This window comes from Streptomyces araujoniae (assembly GCF_050871195.1).
GTDB lineage: Bacteria > Actinomycetota > Actinomycetes > Streptomycetales > Streptomycetaceae > Streptomyces > Streptomyces bacillaris.
Window position 1 is genome coordinate 242,025 of sequence record NZ_CP194070.1, and the last position, 26,150, is coordinate 268,174.

The window sequence follows — 26,150 nt, forward strand, 5'->3', positions numbered from 1 at the left end:
AGGGGTTCCTCCTGCCGCGCGGGGCTGCCTGCTCTCCGGGGGCTCCCGGGCGGTACGGGAGGCTCCTGGAGCGGTGGGTACGGGGGATCTCCCGGACCGGTCGGGGCGGAGCCGGACGGGGGATTCCAGGGTGATCCGGGGGCGAGGGGCCGGGGAAGGGCCGCAGGGGGGCCGGAAAGGGGCCCCGGTCGGTCCGGGGACAGGGCCGTTCGGCCCCTCCCCGCGCGGGGAGGTCGCGGCGGAGGGTGGAGCTGCGGGGAGCGCGGAGAGGAAGCCATGCCCACCACAGACGAACTCGTGGAGACCGTGACGGCGCTGGTCGAGGACGCCGTCACCGCTCCGTCCATGCACAACGTCCAGCCGTGGAGGTTCATCCACCGCGCGGGCGCCCGTTCGCTCGCCCTGTACGGCGACCCGTACCGCAGCCTGCCCGCCGGGGACCCGGACGGCCGCGGGCTGCATCTGGGGTGCGGGGCGGCCCTGTTCAATCTGCGGGTGTCGGCCGCCCACCACGGCTGGAACGCCGTTGTCGAGCTGCTTCCCGACCCCCGTGACCCCTGGCATCTGGCCGAGGTGGTGCTCCAGGAACCCGACCCGGTGGAGCCGGAAGCCCCGGGTCCGGTGCTCGCCGACCTCCATCCCGCGCTGCCGAAGCGGCACACCAGCCGCTTCCCCTTCTCCGACGAGCGGATCCCGGGCGAGATCCTCGACGGGCTGCGCGGTGCCGCCCTCCTGGAGGGGTGCCGGCTGATCGTGCCGGGGACCTGGCACTCGGACGCAGTCCTGGACCTGGTCCGCGACGCCGAGCTGTTCGAGTCCGCCGACGCGGCGCTGCGCGAGGAGATCGCCTCCTGGACCCGTACGGGCAGGGCCGGTGAGGGGCCCGCCACCGAGGGCATCCCGTCGTACGCCTTCGGCCCCCGCCAGTACGGTGTGACCGCCCCGGCCCGTGACTTCGACCCGGGCCACGGCCTGCCGGGCCGGATCTCCGCCGACTTCGAGAAGCGGCCGCAGATCGCGCTCCTGGGCACCCTGGACGACTCCCCCGCCGACTGGCTGCGGGCGGGGCAGGCCATGGAGCGCGTACTCCTCCAGGCCACGCTGGACGGGCTGTCCACCTCGCTGATGTCCCAGCCTCTCGAATGGCCCGAACTGCGCGCTCTGACCCGTGAACCCGGCTCGCTGACCGGCTTCGTCCACATGCTGTTCCGGTTCGGGTACGGGCCCCGGGGCACGCGGACGCCGCGTCGGCCGGTGGGCGAGGTCCTCACCGTGGAGTAGTCCTCACCGTGGGGTACGGGGCCGTCGAGCCGTCAGGTTCCGAACCGGCGGCCCGGATTCGTCCACGCGCACTTCTCCCCGTGCACTGGCTGTCCGGTGCACGGGGAGGAGCGCCTGTCGAGGAGCGCGCGTCGGCCACGCCGCGTGACCGGCCGGACAGGGAGCCGGGGCGGAGGGACCGGGAGCCGCTGTGGACGGCGGTCGGGCCGAGGCCGGACGAGGCGGGCCAGGTGCGGTGAGGCCGACGGGAACCGGGCGGCTCAGCTCGCGGTCGTGGCGGTGTAGCCGGGCGGGATGATCTGGACCGGGCAGTGGCCGTGGTGCAGCAGGGCGTGCGGGACCCGGCCCAGTGCCGCCCCGGAGCCGAGCATCCGGCGCCGGGCGCCCATCACCAGCAGGTCGGTGAGGGCCGTGGCCTCGACGAGGATGCCGGGCACGCTGGTCCCCGTCTCCACGTCGTGGGTGACGGTGAGGCCGGGATACCGCTTCCGCACCGCCTCGGCGACGGCGGCCGTCTCGTGCGCCTTCTCCTCGGTGATCTCCCCGATGCTGTCGAGCATGGTGGTGAACCTGCCGACATGGGTCAGCACGTTGCTGACGCTCAGCAGCCGCAGGGACGCCTGGCGCGCCTCCGCCTCCGCCGCGGCGATCAGCACCCAGTCGAGGTCCGACCGGCCCCGCACGGCCGCGGTGACCACCCCGGTCGCCGGCCGGTCGGTCTCGCCGCGCACGACGGTCACCGGTACCTCGGTCCGGGAGGCCACCCCCAGGCCGACGGAGCCGAGGGTGAGCGAGGCGAACCCGCCCAGTCCCCTGCTGCCCACGACGATCGTGCCCCGGTCACCGGCCGCCGCGTGCAGGGAGGAGACCGCGTCACGGTTGCTCAGCTCCTTCGTCACGGTCAGACCGGGATGGGCGGCCCGGACGGCCTCCGCGGTCCCGTCCAGCAGTTCGTTCCCCGCCTCCCGCAGGGCCCGGAGGGTCTCGGTCGGGGTGAGGACGGACCGGCCCTCGATGTCGGCCGCATGGACGATGTTCAGCGGCTGCCCGCGGTGGCCGGCCTCGGCGGCGGCCCACAGGGCGGCCGTCCGCGCCTGCGGCGAGGCGTCCACTCCGACGACGACGGCGCCGAGTTCCACGGGGTCGGGAAGGTCGCTGGTCATGGGTCCTCCTCGGGGGTGGCCATCCTCGGGGTGGCCATGGGGCTTCGGGGTGGCCATGGGGGGCTTTCCTCTCCACGGTCGCACCGCGGGGCAGCCCCCGCAGATGGGCCCTTCGGCCCCGATCCGGCCCTGTCGGCCCCTGCCCGGCCCCCACCCGGGCGGGGAGGCTGGATCCCGTGGTTCCGCCGTCGGAGCCCCCGCGCGGTTCCGCAGCCGGAGCCCGCCGTACCGAGGAGGCCCTGGTCATGACAGCCCACGTCACCGTCGGAATGGACGAGTCCCCCGAGAGCCTCGCGGCGGCGCGCTGGGCCGCGGCGGAGGCCTCCCTGCTCGACGCTCCGCTGCACCTGATGCATGTGGAGGAGTGGCCGGTCACCGCGGAGGTGCCGGTGCTCTCCGCCGAAGCGCTGGTCGAGCGGTACGAGACCCTGCTGCGGAGCACGGTGGACCGGGTACGGCGCGAGCGCCCCGGGCTCGACGTGACCACGGAGATGGTCCGGGGGCGCGCCCCGGCCGAACTGACCGCCGCCGCCAACGAGTCCGAGGTGACCGTGCTGGGGTCGCGGGGGGTCGGCGGTGTCGTCGGCTTCCTGATCGGTTCGGTGTCCCTCGCGGTCGTCGGCCGGGCACGGCGGCCGGTGGTGCTGGTGCGGTCGCCGGAGGGCACCCGGGCGGCCACGTCCGTGCCGGGCGCCGACGGCCCGCCCTCGGGGATCGTGCTGGGGCTGGACCTCGACCAGCCGTGCGACCCGGTGCTGGCCTTCGCCTTCGGTCACGCCGCCCGCAGGAACGAGGAGCTGCGGATCGTCCACAGCTGGTCCCCGTCGCCTGCCCACGGGTACGCGGCGGTCCTGGATCCCGGTGCCGGCGGCGCGCAGGGCCGGCGGGCCGCAGAGGGGCTGGCCGACCTGGTGCGGCCCTGGCGGCGGAAGTTCCCGGCCGTCCGGGTGACGGAGCGGGCGGTCGTGGGCCCCGCGGCCGCCGAACTGGTGGACGCGTCGCGGAGTGCGGGGCTGCTGATCGTGGGGCGGCGGAGCCGGCGCTCCCCGGTGGGGCCGCACCTCGGCCATGTCGCACACGCCGCGATCCACCACAGCCCGGCGCCGGTGGCGGTCGTGCCGTTCGAGTGAGCCCGCTGCGCCCTGCGGCGGTCGGCAGGGGGGGGTCAGCGGGTGTCCTCCGGGGCGTCGGCCACGATGATCCTGCGCCCGGTGGTGCGCCGGGGCGTGAGAATCATGACGTGTTCGCGCCCCTCCCCCGCCCAGGGTCCCGAGTACGCCGCCTCCCTGAGCCGGAGCGCCTCGCTCTCGTCCTCCACGGCCCGGACGGTCCCCACGAGCAGGACGCTCCAGCCCTTGCTGAAGGCGTCGTCGATGTGGTCGGTCTCGAAGGCGATCTCCGTGCCGGCCGCCGCGGCGAGCGGGGAGCGGTCCCCGGTGGTGAACATGACCTCGCCGTCCAGCACCTGGTAGTTGACCGGCAGGACGACCGGGCCGTCGCCCCCGGTCAGCGCCACCCGCCCCACCCCGTGGTCACCGAGCAGCTCGCGGCACTCCGCCTCGTCGAGTTCGGCCATCCGGGCCTCGCGCGCCGCCCGGCCGAGCCCGGCCGGAAGGTCCACGGTCCCGCCGGTCAGCTCCTGGACCGTGGTCTCCAGGGCGTCCGCCAGCCGGAGGAGGAAGCCGATGCCGGGGGTGGCGGACTGCTCCTCCACGTACTGGATGTAGCCGGGTGCGGCACCCGCCCGCAGGGCCACGTCCTGCCGGGACAGGCTGAGTTGGTGGCGGCGCGCCGCGACGCGTCGGCCGATGTCGCCGCGCGGCGACTGCGGTGCTGGGGACATCGTCTCGTCCTTCGGCTCGTGGGCGTCGGCTCAGCGGGGCGGGGCCCTGCGTGCCCACGCTAACGAGACCCCGGACCGGGCGCAGTCCGGAAAACCCGACCGAGAACCCCTAAGGTTAGGCTCGCCTAATGCATGGTGGGCCCGGCCCTTTTCCATCCCCTCGCGCAAGGAGATGTTCATGCGCCTCGCGGCGGACGCGACCAACCCTTTCGCTCCTTTCGGGCTCCCCGGTGAGCCCGGCACCGACGCCTTCTGGGCAGCGGCCCGCTCCCCTCGCCCCGTTCCCGCCGACGGCGGCTGGACGGCTCTGTTCCTCTGGCGGGGCTCCCCGGCCGTCCTGGACTTCGAGAGCTGGTCGGGGCCGGTCCCGCTGCTCCGGTGGGAGGACACGGACTGCTGGTACGCGGAGGTCCCCATGCCCGCGCGGCTGCGGGTGACCTACCGCTTCCTGGTGGACGGCGAGCCCCGCGCCGACCCCCTCAACCCGGCCGGGGCGGGCGGTGACCGGTCCATCGCCGCGACCCCGGACGCTCCGCCCCAGCCGCACTGGCCCGCCCTCGGCCCGGACGCCGTGCTGCCGCTGCCGGAGACCCGGCTGCGCTGGAGCAGCGGGCGGCTCGGCGGGCGGCGGACCGTGCGCGTCCATCCGGTGGGCGGTGGCGGCCCGGTGGTCCTGCTGCTGGACGGGGACGACTGGCTGTACCTCCACCCGGCGATGACCGCCTTCGCGTCCGCCGTGGCCGCGGGGGAGTCGGAGCCCGTCACCCTGGTGTTCCTGCCGGCGAAGGACCGGTCGGCCGAGTTCGGGTGCCGCCCCGGGCTGTGGGAGGCGGTCCGGGACGAGCTGCTGCCGCTGGTGGCCGGGTCCGGCGTACCGGCCGACGTGAGCCGCCTGGTGGTCGCCGGGCAGAGCCTGGGCGGGCTCAGCGCGCTCTACGCGGCGCTGGCGTTCCCGGAGCTGGTCTCCCGGGTCGCCTGTCAGTCGGGGTCGTTCTGGTGGGCGCCCGGCGCCGAGGAGGCGGCGGACCCGCTGGGCGGGCCGGTCGGCGGGACGATCGCCGGACTCCTGCGCGAAGGACCCGACCTGTCCGGGCTGCGCTGCGCGTTCGACGTGGGCGAGCACGAGACGCGGATGCTGCCCCACTGCGAGCTGGCCGAATCGCTCACCGAGCGGGCCGGGGCGACCGTACGGATCTCCCGGTCCGCCTCGGACCACGACCGCGCGGGCTGGCGGCACGCCCTGGTCCGGGACGTCGCCTGGGCGCTGGGCTGAGCCGGGGCGGGGCGCTGGGGCGGGGGTACTACCGGGCCACGGCCAGGCAGTACGCCTCGTCGCTCGCGAGCAGGTTGCGGTGGGTGTCCTCCGCGGTGATGACCCCCTCGTCCAGGACCAGCACCCGGTCGGCCGCGTCCAGGAGGGCCGGGCTGCTGGTGATCACGAGCGTGGTGCGGCCCCGGCGCAGCTTGGCGATGTTGCGGGCGATGAGCTGTTCGGTGACCGCGTCGACGGCCGTGGTCGGGTTGTGCAGCACCAGGACGTCGGTGTCGGCGGCCAGCGCCCGGGCCAGCGAGAGCCGCTGGCGCTGCCCGCCGGAGAGGTTGGCGCCCCGGTCGCGGACCGCGTAGTCCAGCCCGTCGCGGTGGAGGGCGACGACATCGGTGAGCATGGACGCCTCGACGGCCTCGGGGAGCGTGCGGCTGCTGCCCGACGGGTCGATGTTGGTCCGCAGGGTGCCGCCGAAGATCTCCGCGTCGTACGGGTTCACCAGCAGGTGTTCCCGGACCGCCGCCACCGACAGCTCCGCCAGCTCCCGGCCGCCGAGCCGCACCGCCCCCGCGTAGGCGGGTGGCGGCACGTTCACCGCGAGCACGGCGGCCAGGTCGGCGGCCGCGCGCGGCTGGTAGGGGGCGATGGCGACGAATTCCCCCGCCCCGATGCGGAACTTGACTCCGCGCAGGGTTCCGTGGTGTACGCCGTCGACCTCCAGGTCCCCGCCGGGCTCGGGGCGTCCGGACCCGGGTGCCGGGACCGACGGGGCGGAGAGCACCAGGGCCATGCGCTCGGCGGAGGCGCGGGCGATCATCACGTACTTGGGCATCTCCGAGAACATCTTCAGCGGTTCCATGATGAACTGCGCGAGCCCCACGGCCATGACCAGTTCACCGATGGAGATCTGGCCGTCGAAGGCCAGCCAGCCGGCCGTCAGGGAGACGGCGGCGGCGAGGACCGCGTTGAGGGCCAGGGCGGTGCCCGCGTAGGCGCCGTTCACCCGGGCGACGGTGATCGCCTGCCGCTTGGCGTCGGTGCTGACCTCGCGGTAGGAGCCGAACGCGGCGTGGTTGCCGCCGAAGCCGTGGAGCGGGCGCAGCCCGATGATGAGGTCGGCGACCTTGGCCCCGGCCCGCGCCACCCTGGCCTGCTGTTCCTGGGTGCTGGAGCCGATCCTCCTGGACATCACGGCGAGGATCGACAGGATGCCGACGGTTCCCACGACCACCAGCAGCCCGAGCCGCATGTCGGCCAGGCTCAGCGCGACCGCCGCCACGACCACCGCGACCAGGGAGCTGATCAGCAGCGGCACCACCTCGATGATGTCGGCGGTCTGGTCGGCGTCCTCGGTGGCGATGGTGAGGACCTCGCCGGACTTGAGGCCGTCCACGTCCCGGGCCACCGGCTGGAGCCCGCAGGCGGCGACCTGGACCCGCCAGCGGTGCGCCTCGGTCGTGTTGGCCTTCTGGAGCACCCGCATGCCGAACCGCCACGACAGCGACACCGTCGTGATGATCACCGCGAGGGAGCCGATCGACACCCCGAGCGAGCCGAGGCTGCGGTCCTGCATCGTGTGCTCGACGATCATGCCGAGCGCGATGGGGAACGCGGTCTCGGCCGCCTGGTAGAGGCCCATCAGGACGGTGCCCGCGATCATGGCGCCGATGTTGCGGCGCAGGGCGGTCCGCAGGATGGCGGCGCCGGGGCGGGGCCGCTGCGTGTCAGTCTTCATCAGGGGGTGTCAGTTCTCGTCGAGGTGGCGGGCGATCGCTTCGGGGGTGCGCAGGGCGAACAGATCACGGATGGTGACCACCGGACCGTACTCGCGGCGGAGCAGCCCGATCAGCCGTACCGCCAGCATGGAGTGTCCGCCGAGGGAGACGAAATCGCTCACCGCGCTCACCTCGTCGTCGTCCAGGTCCAGTGCCTCGGCGAAGAACTCGCAGACCACGGTCTCCGTCCCGGTCTCCGGGCCGCGCTCCCCCGCCGTGGTCAGCGCGCCGAGCGGCCGGGCCTCGGGCAGCGCCTTGGTGTCGGCCTTCCCGTTCACGGTCAGCGGGATGCTGTCGACCTGGGCGAAGTGGGTCGGGCGCAGGAAGTCCGGCAGGGCCGCGCTCACTTCACCCGCGACCGCCGCCAACTCCGCTCCTTCCAGGACCAGATAGGCGGCCAGCCGGTGGGCTCCGTCGACCTGCGGGTCGGGCTGGGCGACCGCGGCGACGAACCGGACCGCCGGGTGGGCGGCGAACACGGCCTCCACCTCCCCCAGTTCGACCCGGTGGCCGCGGATCTTGACCTGCTGGTCGGTGCGGCCGAGGTAGACGATGTTGCCGTCGGGCCGGCGGACCACCAGGTCCCCGGTCCGGTACATGCGCTCGCCGGGCGCGCCGAACGGGCAGGCGACGAAGCGGTGCGCGGTCTGGGCGCTCTGCCCCAGATAGCCGCGGGCGATGCCGACGCCCGCCACGTACAGCTCACCTGGGGCCCCGTCGGGCAGCGGCCGCAGCCAGGGGTCGAGGACGTACACCTCGGTGTTGTCGATGGCGACGCCCACCACCGGGTCGGGGCATTCGAAGGTGCCGACGCCGAGGGTGTTGATGGTGTACTCGGTGGGGCCGTACAGGTTGTAGCCGACCGTGCCCTCGGTCTCTGCGAGGCGCTGCCAGAGCGTCGGGGTGACGGCCTCGCCGCCCAGCAGGACGAGCGGGGGCCGCTGGTGCGGGTTGTCCAGCAGCCCTTCGGCGACGAGCTGTTGCGCGTAGGTCGGGGTCACGTTGACGACGTCGATCGCGTGCTCGCCGCAGTACGCGACGAGCCGGGGGGCGTCGCGGCGCAACTCCTCGTCGCAGATGTGCACTTCGTGCCCGTCGGCCAGCCAGAGCAGCTCCTCCCACGACATGTCGAAGGCGAACGACACGGTGTGCGCGATCCGGAAGGTCCGGTGGCCGTGCCCGGCGAGGACCGGCTCGAAGATGCGGCGCTGATGGTTGATCAGCATGTTGGTGAGACCGGCGTACTCGGTCACCACGCCCTTCGGCTTCCCGGTCGATCCGGAGGTGTAGATGGTGTACGCGGGGTGGCGCAGCCGATCCGGATCACCGGGGGCGAACGTCACGTACGGCTCCGCGTCCGGCAGCGGGCGGTCCAGCTCGATCAGCTCGCCGGTCAGCCGGGGTGACACGGTGCTCACGGTGAGGATCACCTCGGGCCGGGCGTCCTCGACGATGGTGGCGATCCGCTCGTCCGGGTGGTCCAGCTCCAGCGGTACGTACGCGGCGCCGACCCGCAGGACGGCGAAGAGCGCGGCGACCCAGTCGAGGGAGCGCGGGATCGCCAGGCCCACGGTGGTCTCCGGCCCGATCCCCCGGGCGGCGAGCACACCGGCCAGGGTGCGGCTGCGGTCGCGGAGCTGGGCGAAGGTCAGGGTGGCGCCGTCCGCGACGAGCGCGATCCGGTCGGGGTGCCGGTCGGCGGCGAGGTCGAAGCGGTCGACGACGGTGTCGGTGCCGATCCCGGTGCGCGCGACGGGCTCGGGGTCCGGCCCCAGGCCCCGGAGCGCGCCCAGCGGCCCGGTCGCCCGTGCCACGTCCTCCAGCACCCGCAGGTAGTCGTCGAGGAGACGGCGGGCGGATGCGGGGTCGCCGTGGCGGTGCTCCAGCTTGACGGTGAGCCGGTCGCCGGGGGTGACGACCCAGGTGTACGGGTAGTGCGTGGAGTCGTCCGCCCGGACGGAGGTGATGCCGTGGCGGGCGTTCATCGCGGCGAAGGCGTCCAGGTCCAGGAAGTTCTGGAGGACGAAGAGGCTGTCGAAGAGGGTGTCGTGGCCGGCGGCCCGCTGGATCTCCCCGAGCCCCAGGTGCTCGTGGTCCATCGCCGCCACCCGGGCCGCCTGCACACCGGACAGATAGGCGCCGACCGTCTCGTCGGGCCGGGCCCTGGTCCACATCGGCACGGTGTTGAGGAGTACGCCGACGATGTCGCCGTGCCCGTCGCCCTCCCGGCCCGAGACGGTCACGCCGAAGACGGCGTCGCTCCGTCCGGTACGGGCTCCGAGCAGCAGGCCGAACGCCCCGGTCAGCACGGAGTTCAGGGTGACGCCATGGACCCGGGCCGCCTCCTTCAGCGCCTCCGTCAGCTCGGCGGAGAGCGTCTCCACCAGCGGGCTCGGCAGCTCCTCGCTCAGGGCCGGGGCGGGTCCGGCGAGCAGCGTGGGCCCCGCGAGACCGGCCAGGTGGTCCGCCCAGAAGCGCTCGGACGCCGCCTGGTCCCTGGCGGCGAGCGCCCGGGCGTACTCCTCGAAGCCCGGCACGGCCGGGGTGGCGTCCCACGGGCGGCCCGCCACGACGGCCTCGTACGCGTCGAACAGGTCCCGCAGCACGATCTCGCGGGACCAGCCGTCCCAGAGCAGCAGGTGGTAGCTGAGCAGCAGCCCGTCCCGGCCGTCCGGCAGGTGGAGCACCGTCACCCGGATCAGCGGCGGCTCGCCCGGGTCGAAGCCGCGCTCCCGGTCGCGGGTGCACAGGTCGTCCACCTCGGCGTCCGTGGCCGGTTCGACCGTGCGGACGTCGACGCGCCGTCCGGCCCGCAGGAGTTGGACCGGGTTGCCGTCGTCGTCGGTGGTGAACCCTGCGCCGACGACCGGGTGGCGGGCGATGACGTGCGCCATCGCCTCGGCCAGGGCGCCGGTGTCCAGGCGCCGGTCGAAGGTGAAGTAGCTCTGGGCCACGTAGTGCCCGGCCGCGCCCGCCAGTTGGGCCTGGAAGAACAGGCCGCGCTGGAGCGGGGTGACCGGTGCCGTGCGCTCGGCGGTCGCGGCGGCGGTGGCGATCCGGGTGAGGGCGGTGAGCCAGTGGCCGGTGATCGCGTCGGGGACGCCCTCGGCGAGGGTGAAGGCCGCGTGGAGACCGCCGGTGGCCTCGTCGGTCCAGGCGTTGACCTCCACGGCGTACGGACTGTGCTGCTCGCCGCCGGTGATGTGGAGGGCCTGCGACTCGCCGCCCCGGCCGAGGTAGTTGAAGAGGACCTGGGGGTGGGCGGTGAGGAGGGGGGCCGTCTGCGGGTTGAGGTGGCGCAGCAGGCCGTACGCCACGTGGCCCTGTTCGTCGGGCTGGCGGGCGGCGACCTCGCGGGCGGCGGCCACGGGGTCGGTGTGCGGGGTGAGGCGGACGGGGGCGATGGAGGTGAACCAGCCGACGGTACGGGTGTAGTCGTGGTGGTCCGCCGCCGGGACCCGGCCGTGACGCTCCAGGTCGATCGCCAGGTCGGTGGGGTCCGGCTGGACCTGGGTGAGCGCGGTGCGCAGGGCGCCGCAGAGCAGCTCGGTGAGGCCGACGCCGAGTGCGGCGGGGGCGCTGCGGGTGACCAGGTCGCTGACGTCGGGCGGGAGGGCGACGGTGGTCTCCCGCAGCCCGGTGGGCGCGGGGAGCGGTGCCGGGGCCCGGAGGGTGGTGATCCAGTGCCCGAGCCCGTCGGCCGACTCGGCCGCGCGTACGGCGAGGGCCTCGGCGTACTCCGCGTACGGGGTGGTCGGGGGCGGCAGGGCGGAACCGGTGAGGGCGGTGGTCAGGTCGTCCAGGAGGATCAGCCAGGACACCGCGTCGACGGCGAGGTGGTGGACGGTGACGACCAGGGTGCGGGTCGCGGCCAGCCAGGTGAAGGCGATGAGGTTCCCGGTCTCCGGGTCGAGCTGCCCGGCGGCGGCGTTCGCGGCGGCGGTGGCGTCGGTGGTGTCCGGGGTGGTGACCGCGGCCTCGCGGGCGGGTTCGGTGCGCAGGGCCCAGACGCCGTGCTCGATGTGGAGCCGGAGCCGCAGGGCCGGGTGGGCGGCCAGGACGGCGCTGGCGGCGCGCCGGATGTCGGGCAGGCCGGCGGTGTCGGGCACCTCCAGGGTCCTGGCCTGGGCGAACCGGTCGAGGGATCCGCCCAGCGCGCGCCGGCGCAGGACGATCGGGGTGAGGGGCAGGGGGCCGTCCTCGCGGCGGGCCGCCGGGGCGGGCGCGGTCTCGGGGGCGGTGGTGGCCAGGTGGGCGGCGAGGGCGCGCGGGGTCTTGAGGAGGAAGACGTCCCGGGGTGCGATCGGCAGGCCGAGGGCGCGGGCGCGGTTGATGACGGTGATGGCGACGATGCTGTCGCCGCCCGCGCCGAAGAAGTCGGTGTCGGCGTCGACGGTGGCTCCGGGCAGGGCCTCGGCGAACAGGGTGACCAGCGCGGTGAGTCCGGAGCCGGTGGGAGCGGCTCCGCCGCCGTCCTGCTCGGTGGCGGCGCGTTCGGTGAGGGCCTTGCGGTCGAGCTTGCCGTTGACCGTCAGCGGCAGTGCGTCGAGGGCCAGCACCCGGCCCGGGACCATGTGGACGGGCAGCTTGGCGGCGAGGCGCGCGGCGAGGTCGGCGGGTGCGTCTCCCACGACATGGGCGACCAGGTGGTCGCCGCTCCCGGCCACGGTGACGGCGACGTCCACGATGCCGTCCACCTCCCGTATCGCGCCCTCGACCTCGCCCAGCTCGACGCGGAACCCCTTCAGCTGCACCTGGTCGTCGGCCCGGCCGGCGAACTCCAGCTCACCGTCGAGGGTCCGGCGGGCGAGGTCGCCCGTGTGGTACATCCGGGAGCCGTCGGCGGCGAACGGGTCGGCCACGAACCGGCTCGCGGTGAGTCCGGGGCGGCCCAGGTACCCGAGGGAGAGCTGGTCGCCCGCGACGTAGATGGCGCCCACCCGCCCGGGCGGCACCGGCCGGAGCCGGTCGTCGAGCAGATACGTGGTCAGACCGGGGATGGGGCCGCCGATCGGGCTGACGTCCGTACCGCGCGCGAAGTCCCGTGCGTCCAGCACCCGGTGGGTGACATGGACGGTGGTCTCGGTGATGCCGTACATGTTGACCAGCTCGGGCGATGTCGTGCCGTGCCGCTCGACCCAGCCGCGCAGCCGCCCGAGGTCCAGGGCCTCGCCGCCGAAGATGATCCGGCGCAGGGCCGTGACCGGTTCGCCGGCGTGCAGGTCGGCCTCGATGAACCGGTGGAAGGCGGAGGGGGTCTGGTTGAGGACGGTCACGCCGCGTTCGCGGACCAGCCGGTGGAAGTCGACCGGTGAGCGGGTCAGCGCGTAGTCGGGCACCAGCAGCTCGCCGCCGTGGACGAGGGCGCCCCACAGCTCCCAGACGGCGAAGTCGAAGGAGAAGGAGTGGAACTGGACCCAGACGTCCCGTGGCCCGAAGTCCATCTCCGGCCGGGTGTTGGCGAGGAGCGTGACCACGGCGGCGTGCGGGACGACGACGCCCTTGGGGCGGCCGGTGGAGCCGGAGGTGTAGATGACGTACGCGGGGTCCTGCGGGCGGACCACGGCCGCCGGGACGCCGGACCCCGGGAGGCCCTCCTCTCCCTGGACGAGCACCCGGGCGTCCACCCCGGCCCGGTCCAGCAGCCGGGTGAAGCGCTCGTGCTGCTCCCGGTCGACCAGGACGACCTGCGGGGCGGCGTCGGCGAGGATGTACTCCAGCCGCTCGTCCGGGTAGGCGAGATCGAGCGGTACGTACGCGCCTCCGGCGGTGACGACGGCGACGAGGGCGACGACCTGCTCCAGGGAGCGCGGGACGGCGACGGCGACCCGCTGCCCGGGGCCGACCCCGGCCGCCCGCAGTACGGAGGCCAGCGCGTCCTTCGCCGCACGGAGTCCGCCGTACGCCAGGGAGCGCGTGGAGCCGTCCAGGGCGCACTGGGTGACGGCGGTGGCGGCGGGGTCGCGGTCCGCCGCCGTGTCGAACAGCTCGCCCAGGGTCGTCGCGGTCACCGGCTCCGGCACCCGGTCCGTCCCGGCCGCCAGCTCGTCGACCCGGGCGTCCGGGCGGCTCAGCAGCTCGGTGAGGGTCCGGGTGAAGGCGGCCAGGATCGTCTCGGCGCTCTCCCGGCGCAGCAGCTCCCCGTCGTGGATGAGGTTGAAGCGCGGGCGGCCGTCCGCCGACCGCTCGACGACGAGTGTCAACGGGTAGTGCGGGGCGCCCTCGTTGACGATGCCGGTGATGGTGAGGGTGTCGTCCGGGCCGCGCAGGGCGGCCACGTCGGTGGCGACGTCGAAGACGACCAGGGTGTCGAAGAGCGAGCCCGCACCTGCCGCCAGGCGGCCGGTCCTCGCCAGGGAGACGTGCTGGTGGGGCAGGACCGCGCTCTGGTGCTCCCTGACCGCGGTGAGCAGGTCGTACGCGGTGTCGGTCGCGGACCAACGGGCACGTACGGGAATGGTGTTGATGAAGAGTCCCACCATGTCGCGGATGCCGGGGACATCGGCGTCGCGTCCGGAGACGGTGGAGCCGAAGACGACGTCCCGGCCGTGCAGGAGGGAGCCCAGGGTCACCGCCCAGGCGCTGTGGACGGCCACGCTGAGGGGGACGCCCGCCGAGCGTGCGGCGACGTCGATGTCCTCGGCGGGCTCGGTGGCGACGTCCGCGAACCGCTCGGAGGGGGTGTGGCCTTCGGCGACCAGGGAGGGCCCGGGAAGCTCCGCGAGTTCCTCGCGCCACACCCGGTCGCTCTCGTCCTGGTCCTGTCCGGCGAGCCAGCTCACGTAGTCGCGGTAGCCGCCGACCGGGTGCACGGAGCCCGGGGCGTGGTACTCGGCCAGCAGGGCGCGGAGCATCGGCGGGACGGACCAGCCGTCCGCGATGATGTGGTGCACGGTCTGGACGAGGACGGTGCGGCCGGCTCCGGCGCGGACCAGCGTGTAGCGCATGAGGGGGCCGGTGGCCAGGTCGAACCCGGCGCGGCGGTCCCGCTCGGCGAGGTCGCGGATCTCCTCGTCGGTGATGGCGGGGCGGTCGAGGGTGGTGAAGGGCGCCCGGCGGCCGCTCTCGACGACGGAGACGACGCGGCCGTCGGCCAGGGCGGTGAAGCGGGCCGCGAGGTTGGGGAAGAGGGTGAGCAGCCGGTTGGCCGCCGCCGCGAGCCGGTCGGCGTCCACCTCGCCGTCCAGGGTGAGCAGTTGCTGTTCGACATAGCTGCCGGTGGCGTCGTCGTCGAAGACCGAGTGGAAGTAGAGGCCTTCCTGCAGCGGGGTGAGCGGCAGGATGTCGCGCAGCTCCGCGCTGTCCAGGTCGTCCACGTCGGCCTGGGTGAGCGGCACCAGCGGGAAGTCGCTGGGGGTGTGGCCGCCCTCCTCCAGGGTGGCGAGGGTGGCGAGGGCCGCGCGGAAGTAGCCGCCGAGCGTGGTGATGTCGTCGTCGGTGAAGAGCCCCTCGGGCCAGGAGATCGTGGTGACGAGTCCGTACGCGCCGCTCGCGTCGGGTTCGGCGATGGCGTTGAACTCCAGGGCGCGCGGCAGCCTCATCCTGGGGTCGCGCTTCTCGCCCAACTGGCCGGTGGTGCCGGTGAGCTGCCAGTCCCCGGCGGCTCCCGCGTCGAAGCGGCCCAGGTAGTTGAAGAGCACCTGGGGTGCGGGTGCGGTCGGCATGGTCTCGGTGAGGTAGCGCAGGGCGCCGTAGGAGAGGCCGTTGCTCGGGACCCGGGCGAGGTCTTCCTTGACCGCCTTGAGGGCGGCCGCGAGGTAGCCGGGAGCGGTGGGGTCGGGGGCCGTGCCGGGGTCGACGGTCACCGGGAACAGGGTGGTGAACCAGCCGACCGTACGGGAGAGTTCGGGTTCGAACCCGGCCGCGTCCGCGACGAACCGCCCCTCGCGGCCGTGCCCCTCCAGCTCGATGTGGGCGAAGGTCTGCTCCTCTCCCCGGTCGCGTCGCCACCGGGCGAGGGCGACGGCCAGGGCGGTGAGCAGGACGTCGTTGGCGCCCGCGTGGAACCGGGCGGGGACCTCGCCCAGCAGGGCGGCCGTCTCCTCGGGGCCGACGGTGACGGTGCGGGTCCGCTCCCGGGCCACGGTGTCGGCGCCGGTGAGGGCGCGTCGGCCGATCGGCGCGTCCGGGCCGGGCAGGGCGCGCCGGAAGTGGGCGAGGTCCGCGTCGAAGGCGGCGCGCCCGAGCAGTTGGGTCCAGCGCCGGAACGACGTTCCGACGGGCGGGAGTCGGACGGTGCCGCCCGAGGTGTACTGACGCCAGGCGGTGGCGAGGTCGTCCATCAGGATCCGCCAGGACACACCGTCGATCACCACATGGTGGGCGACCAGGACCAGTTGGCGGGCCTCCGGGCGCCAGACGGCCCGCAGCATCACGCCGTTCTCCGGGTCGAGCCCCTCGGTGGCCCGCTCGACGCACTCCTCCAGCGGCCGGTCGCTCGCCTGCCACCCCGCGGTGGTCCGTCCGGCCGGGGGGATGTCGAAGCTCCAGCGCTCGCCGCGCACCAGCCGGGCGCGGAGCATGTCGTGGCGTTCGAGGAGGGCGTCCAGGAGGGTGCCGAGGGCGTCGGCGGTCAGCCCGGCCGGGGTGTTGAGGACGACGGACTGCACGAAGCCGTCGATCGCGTCGGTGGTCTCGCCGAGCCACTGCACGACGGGCGATCCGACGACGGCCCCGGTGGCGGTGTCGCCGTGGTCCACGGTGGCGGTGTCCTCGCGGCTCGCCACGGCGGCCAGGGCTCCGGGCGTTCCGTGGGTGAAGATCTGGCGGGCCGTCACATAGAGGCCCGCGTCCCGCAGGGCGCTCAGCAGGGAGATGGCGAGGATGCTGTCGCCGCCCAGCTGGAAGAAGTCCTGGTCGACGCCGACGTCGTCGAGGCGCAGCACGGTGGCGACCGCCGCGCACACCAGGCGCTCGTTCTCGGTGGTGGGCGCGGTGACGGTGCCGGTGGGCCGGGCGGGTTCGGGCAGGGCGGCACGGTCGATCTTGCCGTTGGCGGTGAGCGGGAACTCGGTGAGGACGACGAGGTGGGCGGGGACCATGTACTCGACCATGTGAGCGCCTGCCCAGGCCGTCACCTCCTCCGCCGTCAGCTCCTCGGCGCCGCCCGTGGGGATGACGTACCCCACCAGGTAGGTGCCGCCCGCGCTGTTCTTCCGGGCCACGACACAGCTGTGCCGTACGCGGGGGTGTTCGGCGAGGGAGGCCTCGACGTCCTCGATCTCCAGCCGCATCCCGCGGATCTTGATCTGGTTGTCCGCCCGGCCGAGGAAGTCCAGGGAGCCGTCCGGGGCGTAGCGGGCCAGGTCGCCGGTGCGGTAGAGGCGGGAGCCGTCGGTGGCGAAGGGGTTGGCGACGAAGCGGGAGGCGGTGAGGCCGGGGGCGCCGACGTAGCCGCGGCCCAGGAGGAGCCCGCCGACGTAGAGTTCGCCGCCGACGCCCACCGGGACCGGGCGCAGTTCGTCGTCGAGCACATAGAGCTGGGTGTTGGGGTTGGCCCGGCCGATCGAGGTCGACAGGCGTTCGGCCGCGCCCCGGTAGATGACGTGGGATACGCCGATGGTCGTCTCGGCGGGGCCGTAGCCGTGGTACATGGGGATGTCGAGGCGGGTGCGGAACCGCTCGTACAGCTCGGGGGTCAGCACCTCGCCGCCGCACCAGACGTGGCGCAGGCTGTCGAGGCGGCCGGATCCGGCCTCGATCTCCAGGAGGACGTCCAGCATGGAGGAGACCAGGTAGGTGAAGGTGACGCGCTGCTCGTCGATCACGCTCAGCAGATGGTGCGGGTCGCGTTCGCCGCCGGGGCGCAGGATCACCAGCCTGCCGCCGGAGACCAGCGGGAGGAAGATCTCGTTGAGGGAGATGTCGAAGGAGAGCGGTGCCTTGAAGAGCGACGCGTCGTCGTGGCCGAACCGCAGGATCTCCTCCCGCTGCCACAGCAGCCGCTCGCTGATCGCCTCGTGGCGGATCATGGCGCCCTTGGGCCGGCCGGTGGAGCCCGAGGTGAAGATGACGTACGCCAGTGAGGTGGCGTGGACGGTCGCCTCGGGCCCCTCCGCCGGGTGGGAGCCGTAGGCCCAGTGGCCGAGGTCGACGGGGACGGCGTCCGGCTCGGCGGGGTCCGCCTCCGAGGAGCCGCTCAGCTGGAGCACGACGCGGGCGTCCTCGATGACGACGGCCCGGCGGGCGGCGGGCCACTGCGGGTCGAGCGGGACGAACGCGCACCCGGCCCGGAGGACGGCGAGGAGGCCGACGACCATGTCGGCGGAGCGGCCGAGGGAGATCCCGACGACCTGTTCGGGGCCGAGCCCGCGCTCGATCAGATGATGGGCCAGCTGGGCGGACTTCTCGGCCACTTCCCGGTACGTCAGGGTCCGGTGCTCGTCGGTGACCGCGACGGCGTCCGGCCTGGCGCGCGCCTGCTCCTGGAACAGCTCCACGACGGTGGGGCGGGGGCGGTCGGCCCGGTTGTCGTTCCACCGGGCGAGGGTCTCGACGCGCGCCGCGATGCCGGAGGGGGCGATGGTGCCGACGGGCCGGTCCGGGAAGTCGGCCAGGTCGTCCAGGGCGAGCTGCGCCTCGGCCCGTTCGACGCCGTCCGGGACCGTGATGGCCAGGCCGTCCGCCGCGACGTCCCAGCCCGGGCTCACGCCGCCGCCGTTGTCGGCCCAGCCGAGGACGTCGGCGAAGGAGGTGCCCGGGGTGAGGTCGATGCCGTCGGGGCTGCTGCCCGTCGCCCAGTAGGCCAGGCCTATGGCACACGCCCGGGCGATGACCAGGTCGCCGTGGTCGCCGCCGGTCCGCCGCCGTACGGAGGTGAAGTGGGCGGGAGAGAGACGTACGTGAGGAGCGGTCGGTCCCGTCATCGAAAACTCAGCACCCTTCCAAGGTACGCAAGCCAGCCTGACCTTGTTGCGGTTGACCTAACTTCCTTCGCGCCAGGCACGCCACAGCCGCGCGTACATGCCCCCCAGCGCCACGAGTTCCTCGTGTGTGCCCTCCTCCACCACCCGGCCGGCGTCCAGGACGGCGATCCGGTCGGCCGCCATCGCCTGGGTCAGCCGGTGGGCGACGAAGAGCGTGGTGCGGCCCGCGCAGGCGGCCCGGACGGCACGCTCCAGCTCGGCGGCGCCCTCGCTGCCCGCCTCGGCGGTCGACTCGTCGAGGACGACCACCGGGGAGCGGCTCAGCACCAGGCGGGCGAGCGCGACCTGCGCGACCTTGGTGACGTCCAGCCGCTCGCCGCCCTCCCCCACCACGGCGTGCAGTCCGCCGGGGAGTGATCCGACCCAGCCGTCGGCGCCGACGGTCCGCAGTGCTTCCATCAGCTCCTCGTCGCTCGCCCCGGGTGCGGCGAGGCGCAGGTCGTCGGAGAGCGGACCGGAGAAGACGTGCGTCTCCTGGGTGAGGATGCTCACCAGGGACCGCGCCTCGGCCTCGTCGAGCCCGGCGAGATCCCGGGACCCGATGCGTACGGCTCCGGACTGCGGGGTCCCGATGCCGGCGATCAGCGCGGCCAGGGTCGATTTTCCGGCCCCCGTCGCACCGACCAGCGCCAGGGAACCACCGGCCGGAATCGTCAGGCCGACCTCCCGCAGCACCGGTTCCTCGGTGTCGGGATAGCTGAACGTCAGGTTCTCCACCGTGACCGCGTACGGCACGTCCTCGGCTCGGGTGACGGAGGCGTCGCCCACGAGCCGCTGCTCCGCCGGCTCCCCGAGCACCCCGACCAGCCGGGTGAGGCCGGCGCCGGACTTCTGGGCCTCGTCGAAGGTGAACATGATGGCGCCGAGCGGGGTGAACAGCCGGTGGAACATCAGCGGGGCGGCCGAGACCTCGCCGAGCGTCGCGGCGTCGGCCTCCAGGAGGGCGTATCCGACCACCAGGATCAGGACGAGGCCGATGAACTCGGCGCGGTTCTCCCGGCCGACGAACCGGCCGAAGAAGCGGAAGACCTCGATGCCGAGGTTGCGCACCCGCCAGGACTCGGCGGTGACCTTCTCGCGGACGTCGCCCTCCAGGCGGTACGCCCGTACGGTGTCGATCCCGTTGAGCCCGCTGATCAGCGCTTGGGCCCGGTCGGCCTGGGCGATGCGCTGCTTGCGGTACAGCGGTGCCGAGCGCGGCAGGTACCAGCGCAGGGCGAAGACGTAAGCGGGCAGGGCGCAGGCCCCGGCGATGCCGAGCCGCCAGTCCAGGCCGAACATGCCGAGGGTGGCGATGGCGACCAGCACCCCGGCCGAGAAGACGGTGGGGATGGCCTGCCGGATGCCCTTGGAGAGCACGGCCACGTCGTCCCCGACCCGGGAGAGCACGTCGCCCCGGCCGACCTGTTCGACGCGGGCGCTCGGCATGCCGAGCACGGCGCGGACGGCGCTCTCGCGGAGCCGGGCGAGCAGTTCGGCGCCCAGCCGCCCGATGAGGTACGTGGAGGCCGCGGTGGCCGCCGCGCCGAGGAGCGCGGCAGCCACCATCAGGACGCCGACGGTGACGAGCACCGAGCGTGGTTCGCCACCGACCACCCCGTCGACCACCCGGCCCAGCAGGAGCACGGGGACCACCTGGAGGGCCGCTCCGGCGACGGTGGTGAGCACGGTGGAGAGGGTGAGCCACGGGGCCTGGCGGCAGTGTGCCGCGACCCACCCGGTGGCCTCCCTCCCCGTCGCCGTACGCAGCTTCGCCGGGGCCGCGGGGATGTCGGTGACGCTCACACAACCGCCAGTTCTCTGTGGGGGGAGGGCAGTTCGGCGATCACACTACTTCGCCGACTTCACGAGTTCGTCGATCGCGTACGGCAGGGAGAGCAGGGTGCCCTGGGACATGGCGGCGCCGATGGCCGGGCCCTCGCTGTCCAGGAGGTAGGAGACCTTGCCGTTCTTGACGGCGGGGAGGTTGGCGAAGAGTTCGAACTTCTTCAGCGCCTCGGTGTCGGCCTTGTCGTTGATGACGAAGATCCGGTCGACGTCGATCAGGTCGATGCGCTCGGGCGACAGCTCGGTGGAGAACTTGCCGTCGGCGATCTTGTCGATCTCGGTCTGGTAGCCGAAGCCGGAACCGGTGACCAGCTGCCCGCGCACATCGGTGGAGGTGAAGGGGTACACCGCGCCCTTGTACCAAGAGAGCGCGACGGCCTTCTGCTCGGCGAAGGCGGGGTTGTCCTTCTTGGCCGCGTCGAGCTTGTCCTGGATGCCCTTCACCAGCTCCTTGCCCTCGGACTCCTTGCCGAGCGCCTTGGCGATGTGGACCGCGTTGTCCTGCCACGGAGCGCTGAAGGGCTCCTTCTCGGCCTTGGTGCGGCCGACGGTGGGCGCGATCTTGGAGAGCTTGTCGTAGGCGGCCTGGTCGACCTCGGAGTAGACCGCGATGATCAGGTCGGGGCGCAGGGAGGCGATCTTCTCGAAGTTGGGGCCCGCGTCGCCGTTCTTCATGACGACCTCGGGGCGGGTGTCGCCCCACTTGTCCTTCACCCAGGGCCACTGGGTGTTGATGTCGGGGACCTGGCCCACGGGGTTGGGGTACTGGTCGACCATGCCGACCGGCTTGATGCCGAAGGCCAGGATGGCCTGGTCGTCGGTGTAGCCCACGGAGACGACCCGCTGGGGCGCCTTCTCCACCTTCGTGGACCCGAAGGCGTGCTCCACCGTGACCGGGAACGCGCCGGAGGCGGCGGCGGGGGCGTCGTCGCTCTTCTTGCCCTCCGTCTCGGTGCCGCAGCCGGTGAGAAGGCCGACGCCGAGAGCCGCGACGGAGAGTGCCGCGGCCAGCCGCCGGCGCGGCCGAACGGACGTCGTTCGATGGAGAAACATCCAGGATCCCTTGCTTTCGCGCTGCCACTGCGCCTCGTTACGAGGGCGAGCAAACCTTATCCCGTCCAAGTGAGGCCAGCCTAGCCTTACTTGAAATTCCCCCTCGCCCGGCCGGGTAGGGACGAGGGGTGAAATCCCTTCGCCGCGGCCCTACTTCACGACGGCGGCGTTCACGGCCTCGGCCCGTACGTGCGTGCGGCCGATCGGGACGATGAGCGGGCGGTCGCCCACCGGGTCGTCGATCACCGTGGCCTGGAGCCCGAACGCCTCGTGCAGCAGCTCGGCGGTGATCACGTCCCGGGGATGCCCCTGGGCCAGGATCCGTCCCGACCGCATCACGATGAGGTTGTCGCTGTAGCGGGTGGCGAGGTTGAGGTCGTGCAGCACCATCACCACCGTGCACCCCGACTCGTGCAGATCGTCGACCAGGTCGAGCACGTCGATGGCGTGGGCGAGGTCCAGATAGGTGGTCGGCTCGTCCAGCAGCAGCAGGTCGGTGCCCTGGGCCAGGGTCATGGAGATCCAGACGCGCTGGCGCTGGCCGCCGGAGAGCGAGTCGACCGGACGGTCGGCCAGATCGGCCACGCCGGTCATGGCCAGCGCCCGCTCCACCACCCCGGCGTCGTCCGACGACCACTGGCGCAGCCAGCTCTGGTGCGGATGGCGGCCGCGGGCGACCAGGTCCCCCACGGTGAGACCCTCGGGCGCCACGGGTGCCTGCGGCAGCAGGCCGAGCTTCTTCGCCACGTCCCGGGTGCGGAGCTTCGCGATGTCCTCGCCGTCCAGCACGACCGTCCCGTCGGCGGGCTTGAGCAGCCGGGTCAGGGTGCGCAGCAGGGTGGATTTCCCGCATCCGTTGGGGCCGATGATCGTGGTGACCACACCCGGCGGGATCTCCACGTCGAGGCCGTCGATGACCGCCCGTCCGCCGTAGCCGACCGTGACGCCCCTCGCGGCCAGCCGCGCGACCCCCTCGGTCCCGGTCCGCTTCCCGGTGATGAACTGCGTGGCCACAAGCCCCCCTTGGTTTAGGCTCGCCTAACCTTAGTGCCTCCGGCGGGAGTTCGTCTCCGTACGGCGGGGAGGCCGCGCTAGCGGAGGTTGGCCCGGACCAGTAGGTAGACGAGGAACGGGCCGCCGATCGCGGCGGTCACGACCCCCACCGGCAGGGTGACCGGCAGCGCCGTCCGCGCGACGAGGTCCGACCCGGTCAGCAGCACCGCCCCCAGCAGGCCGGAGGCGACCAGCGGGGGCGTCGGGCACCGGGCCAGCCGCATCGCCACCTGGGGCGCCACCAGCGCCACGAACGGCACCGGCCCCGCCGCGCTCACCGCGACGGCGGCCAGCAGCACCGCGCAGAGCAGCAGGACCGCCCGCACCCGGGTGTACCGGACGCCCAGACCGGCGGCCACGTCGTCCCCCAGGTGCATCGGCTTGAACTGGAACGCCGCGGCGGCCACCACGACGAGCAGCACCAGCGAGCCCCAGGACGCCACCTGGACCTCGTGCCAGGAACGGCCGTCCAGCGAGCCGACCAGCCATGCCTGGGCCCGGGCCACGTCCCGGATGTCGGCCGACACCAGCAGCCAGGTCGTGAGCGCCTGCGTCACGGCGCTCACCGAGATCCCGATGAGGATGAGCCGGAAGCCGTCGATCCCGCGCCGCCAGGCCAGGAAGTAGACCAGCAGGCCGGTGCCGAGGCCGCCCAGGAGGGCCGCCGCCGACAGCCCCACCGAGCCGGCGACCGCCGCGGCGGTCCCGCCCGAGACCGTGACCAGGAACACCGCGACCGTACTGGCCCCGCCGGTGATGCCGAGGATGTCGGGGCTGGCGAGCGGGTTGCGGGCGACGGACTGGGTGATCGCCCCGGACACGCCCAGCGCGACGCCCACGACGAGACCGGCCAGGGCGCGCGGCATCCGCAGGTCCATCACGACGAACTCGTCGACCTGTTCGCCCCGGCCGAGCAGCGTGGCGACCACCCGGGACAGGCCGATGGGGAAGTCCCCGACGGCAATGGAGAGGCAGAACAGCAGGAAGGCGGAGCCGGCGAGCACCAGGGTGACCAGGACGAGCCAGGGCCGCCAGACGAACGACACCTGCCCGAGCCGCACACCGGCCGCCAGCGCGGGCCCCGTCTCCGCCTTGCTCATGTCCGCCCCGCTCATCCCTGTTCCGCTCATGCGCTCTTGAACTTCCCTCGCCAGACGAGAACCGCGAAGAAGGGGGCGCCGAGAAGCGCGACCACGACACCGGGCTCCAGCTCACCGGGGCGCACCACCAGGCGCCCCACGATGTCGCAGACCAGCAGGACGACGGCGCCGAACAGTCCCGCGTACGGCACGAGCCAGCGGTAGTCGGGGCCCGTCAGATACCGGGCCACATGGGCGACCATGAGCCCGAGGAAGGCGATGGGGCCGCACGCCGCCGTGGCCGCGCCGGCCAGCAGGGTGATGGCGAGGATGCCGACGGCGCGGCTCAGCAGGATGTTCACGCCCAGGCCGCGCGCCACGTCGTCGCCCAGGTTGAGCAGGTTGAGCGAGGGCAGCGTGGACAGCGCCAGGACGAGCCCGAGGGCGATGAACCCGGTCACCGGCCAGATGACGTCGAACCCCACCCCGGCCACCGAGCCCGCGTTCCAGAACCGCAGCGCGTTCAGCGACTTCTGGTCGGTCAGGGCGACCGCGGTGGTCATCGCCATGAGGAAGACGGTGATGCCCTGCCCGGCCAGGGCGAGCGTCAGGGGGTTGCCCGCTCCCCTGCCGATGCTGGCCAGCCCGAAGACGACCACCCCCGCGAGGGCCGCTCCCGCGAAGGCGAACCAGACGTACTGGAAGGGGTTGGTGAACCCGAACACGGCGATCGCCGTCACCACCGCGAAGGAGGCGCCGGTGTTCACCCCCAACAGCCCGGTGTCGGCGATGGGGTTACGGGTGTAGCCCTGGATCAGCGCGCCGCCGACGCCCAGCGCGATGCCCGCCACGACCGCGAGGACCGTGCGGGGCACCCGTACGGTCTGCACGATGAGCCGGATCTCGGTGAGGCGCTGATCGGGGTCGGCCGCCGCGAACAGCCCGTGCCAGACCTCGGCCGGGCTCAGCGCCCTGGCCCCCACCGCCAACGACAGGGCGGCGGCGAGCGCGAGGCCCACGGCCAGCGCGCACAGGCCCCCGATACGCCCTCGGCGTACCTCCGTCGCACCCCGGGGAGCGGGGCGCTCGACTGCAGTCGTGCTCATATGGACGTACGTTATCCCTATTGATCGTCATCGCCGTCGATCCCCCCGGAACACCGGATCGGCCGGGCAGGGGCGCACCCGCGGCCGGGTGCGCCCGCAGAACCGCTGGGGGGCGTCCGGCGGATCTTGACCGGGTCCACGACGCCTGGCACGGCACCTCGCGGCGTATCGGGTCCTGATCCGCCGGACACCCCCTAGCCGACGGCGCTGCCCGTGCCGTCCGCGACGGGGCGGGCCTCGTCGGAGCTGGACTTGACGCTCCGGTCGAGGAGTGAGTCGAGGATCTCACCGACGCGTATCGCGGTGTTGGACAGCAGGGACGTGGTGATGCCGTGGGTGTGCTCCGTGCCGCCCTGGAGATAGATCCCGCAGGTCAGGGCGGGATCGGTGGCGATGCGGTAGTCGCGCTCGACCTGCACACGGCCCTCGCCGTCGAGCAGGCAGCGGTCGGCGACCTCGCCGAGGAGGCCGAGCGGGTCGGCGGGGCTGTAGCCGGTGGCGAACACGACGATGTCGGCGTCGAGGGGGGACTCCTCACCGGTGACGAGTGATTTCACCGTCGTACGGACCCCGTCGGGCCTCTCCTCGACATCGGTGACCCGGGAGACGTTGAGGAAGCGCAGCCGTTCGGTGCCGAGGACCTTCTCCCGGTACATCTGCCGGTAGAGGTCGTCGATCAGGTCGATGTCCACCACGGAGTAGTTGGTGTTCCCGTGATAGGCCATCAGCTGGCTCTTCACGTCGTCCGGGGCCGCGAAGTAGTCGTCGACCGCCCCGGGGTCGAAGATCCGGTTGGCGAAGCTGCTGTCGTCGGCGGGGCTGTAGCCGTATCGGGAGAAGACCGCGCAGACCTCGGCGTCGGGGAAGCGGCGGTGCAGGTAGGCGACGTTCTCGGCGGCGCTCTGCCCGGCGCCGACGACGACGAACCGCGCGGGCGATGTGCCCTCCAGCGCCTCGACGTTGCGCAGCAGGTCGGAGTTGTGCCAGACGCGGTCGCCGCGCCGTACGCCTTCGGGCAGGAGCGGGCGGAGCCCGGTGCCGATGACGAGGTTGCGCGTGCGGTGGACCTCCAGGCCCCCGCCCGACCGGACGGTCACGTCCAGATGCTCCACGGCGCCGTCATGGACTAACGGCGTCACGGAGACGACCTCGTGGCCGTAGGAGACCATGTCGTCGACCTTGGCCGCGGCCCACTCGAAGTAGTCGTGGAACTCCACGCGCAGCGGGAAGAGGTTCTTGTGGTTGATGAAGTCGATCAGCCGGTCCTTGCTCTGGAGATAGCAGAGGAAGCTGAACTCGCTGGCGGGGTTGCGGAGTGTCACCAGGTCCTTGAGGAACGACACTTGCATGGTCGCGTCGTCGATCAGCATGCCGCGGTGCCAGCCGAACGCCTGCTGCTGCTCGAAGAAGCGTGCGGTGACCGGCGTCTGCCCGCCGACGCGTGTGTTGTGCTCTCTGAGCGCGATCGCCAGGGCCACATTGGACGGGCCGAAGCCTATTCCGATGAGGTCGTGGACCGGTGGTGCGTCGCCAGGATGAACCTGTGACATGTCACTCCCATCGTGCGGGAAAGCCGCCTGTCAGGCGCCGGGGAAGGTGGGCGAGATGGGCACGCCGACAGAGCGGCCCAGTTCGACTTAGGTGAGCCTAAGCTAATCAATTCGCCACTGTCGATAGGGCAAAGCGGATACCGACAATCTGATGCTTCATCAATTGATTCGCGGATCAGCCCCGTTGCCGGACACAGCGCGTGACGCATCACCCTGTGCGACCGCGGC

Annotated in this window: 13 protein-coding genes; 3 read left to right on the plus strand and 10 right to left on the minus strand. The window is 73.2% G+C overall.

Annotated features, from left to right (window positions below):
- The first annotated feature begins 276 nt into the window (after window positions 1–276).
- Entirely contained in the window at window positions 277–1,281 is a 1,005-nt protein-coding gene (locus ACQ9ZG_RS00940) for an Acg family FMN-binding oxidoreductase (RefSeq protein WP_109916391.1), read from the plus strand.
- Between the two features lie 260 nt (window positions 1,282–1,541).
- On the opposite strand, the gene ACQ9ZG_RS00945 is transcribed toward ACQ9ZG_RS00940, so the two are convergent.
- Window positions 1,542–2,444: a universal stress protein gene (locus ACQ9ZG_RS00945; protein WP_028417147.1), complete on the minus strand. Its 903-nt coding sequence runs from the start codon at window positions 2,442–2,444 to the stop codon at window positions 1,542–1,544.
- A gap of 245 nt (window positions 2,445–2,689) precedes the next feature.
- Between ACQ9ZG_RS00945 and ACQ9ZG_RS00950 the strand changes: the two genes are divergently transcribed.
- Window positions 2,690–3,574: a universal stress protein gene (locus ACQ9ZG_RS00950; protein WP_109916390.1), complete on the plus strand. Its 885-nt coding sequence runs from the start codon at window positions 2,690–2,692 to the stop codon at window positions 3,572–3,574.
- Window positions 3,575–3,609: 35 nt separating this feature from the next.
- Here the strand turns inward: ACQ9ZG_RS00950 and ACQ9ZG_RS00955 are convergent, their stop codons facing one another.
- A complete protein-coding gene (locus ACQ9ZG_RS00955; protein ID WP_109916389.1) occupies window positions 3,610–4,287 on the minus strand; it encodes a helix-turn-helix domain-containing protein in 678 nt (225 codons plus the stop codon).
- 172 nt (window positions 4,288–4,459) lie between these two features.
- Here ACQ9ZG_RS00955 and ACQ9ZG_RS00960 point away from each other — a divergent pair, with 172 nt between their 5' ends.
- Window positions 4,460–5,560 (plus strand): alpha/beta hydrolase-fold protein, encoded by a 1,101-nt coding sequence (locus ACQ9ZG_RS00960; protein WP_499279651.1) that lies wholly within the window; start codon window positions 4,460–4,462, stop codon window positions 5,558–5,560.
- Window positions 5,561–5,588: 28 nt separating this feature from the next.
- Here ACQ9ZG_RS00960 and ACQ9ZG_RS00965 read toward each other — a convergent pair whose 3' ends face one another.
- The 8 genes from ACQ9ZG_RS00965 to ACQ9ZG_RS01000 form a co-directional block, all read right to left on the minus strand.
- Window positions 5,589–7,289, minus strand: a complete 1,701-nt coding sequence (locus ACQ9ZG_RS00965; protein WP_109915643.1) for an ABC transporter ATP-binding protein — start codon at window positions 7,287–7,289, stop codon at window positions 5,589–5,591.
- Between the two features lie 9 nt (window positions 7,290–7,298).
- The gene (locus tag ACQ9ZG_RS00970; protein WP_499279652.1) at window positions 7,299–18,194 is read right to left on the minus strand and encodes a non-ribosomal peptide synthetase; all 10,896 of its coding nucleotides are present in this window, start codon (window positions 18,192–18,194) and stop codon (window positions 7,299–7,301) included.
- A gap of 57 nt (window positions 18,195–18,251) precedes the next feature.
- A complete protein-coding gene (locus ACQ9ZG_RS00975) occupies window positions 18,252–20,039 on the minus strand; it encodes an ABC transporter ATP-binding protein (RefSeq protein ID WP_109915483.1) in 1,788 nt (595 codons plus the stop codon).
- 45 nt (window positions 20,040–20,084) lie between these two features.
- Complete coding sequence (locus ACQ9ZG_RS00980; RefSeq protein WP_109915482.1) at window positions 20,085–21,134, minus strand: iron-siderophore ABC transporter substrate-binding protein; 1,050 nt, start codon at window positions 21,132–21,134, stop codon at window positions 20,085–20,087.
- A 150-nt stretch (window positions 21,135–21,284) separates the two neighbouring features.
- Window positions 21,285–22,148 carry an ABC transporter ATP-binding protein gene (locus tag ACQ9ZG_RS00985; protein WP_028417155.1) on the minus strand — a complete coding sequence of 288 codons (864 nt, stop codon included), beginning with the start codon at window positions 22,146–22,148 and terminating at the stop codon, window positions 21,285–21,287.
- Between the two features lie 77 nt (window positions 22,149–22,225).
- On the minus strand, window positions 22,226–23,287 hold the full coding sequence (locus ACQ9ZG_RS00990; protein WP_499281559.1) for a FecCD family ABC transporter permease: 1,062 nt from the start codon (window positions 23,285–23,287) through the stop codon (window positions 22,226–22,228).
- A gap of 26 nt (window positions 23,288–23,313) precedes the next feature.
- Window positions 23,314–24,372, minus strand: coding sequence for a FecCD family ABC transporter permease (locus ACQ9ZG_RS00995; RefSeq protein ID WP_109915475.1), 1,059 nt, complete (start codon window positions 24,370–24,372; stop codon window positions 23,314–23,316).
- Between the two features lie 194 nt (window positions 24,373–24,566).
- Entirely contained in the window at window positions 24,567–25,922 is a 1,356-nt protein-coding gene (locus ACQ9ZG_RS01000) for a lysine N(6)-hydroxylase/L-ornithine N(5)-oxygenase family protein (RefSeq protein ID WP_109915476.1), read from the minus strand.
- Window positions 25,923–26,150: the final 228 nt, after the last annotated feature.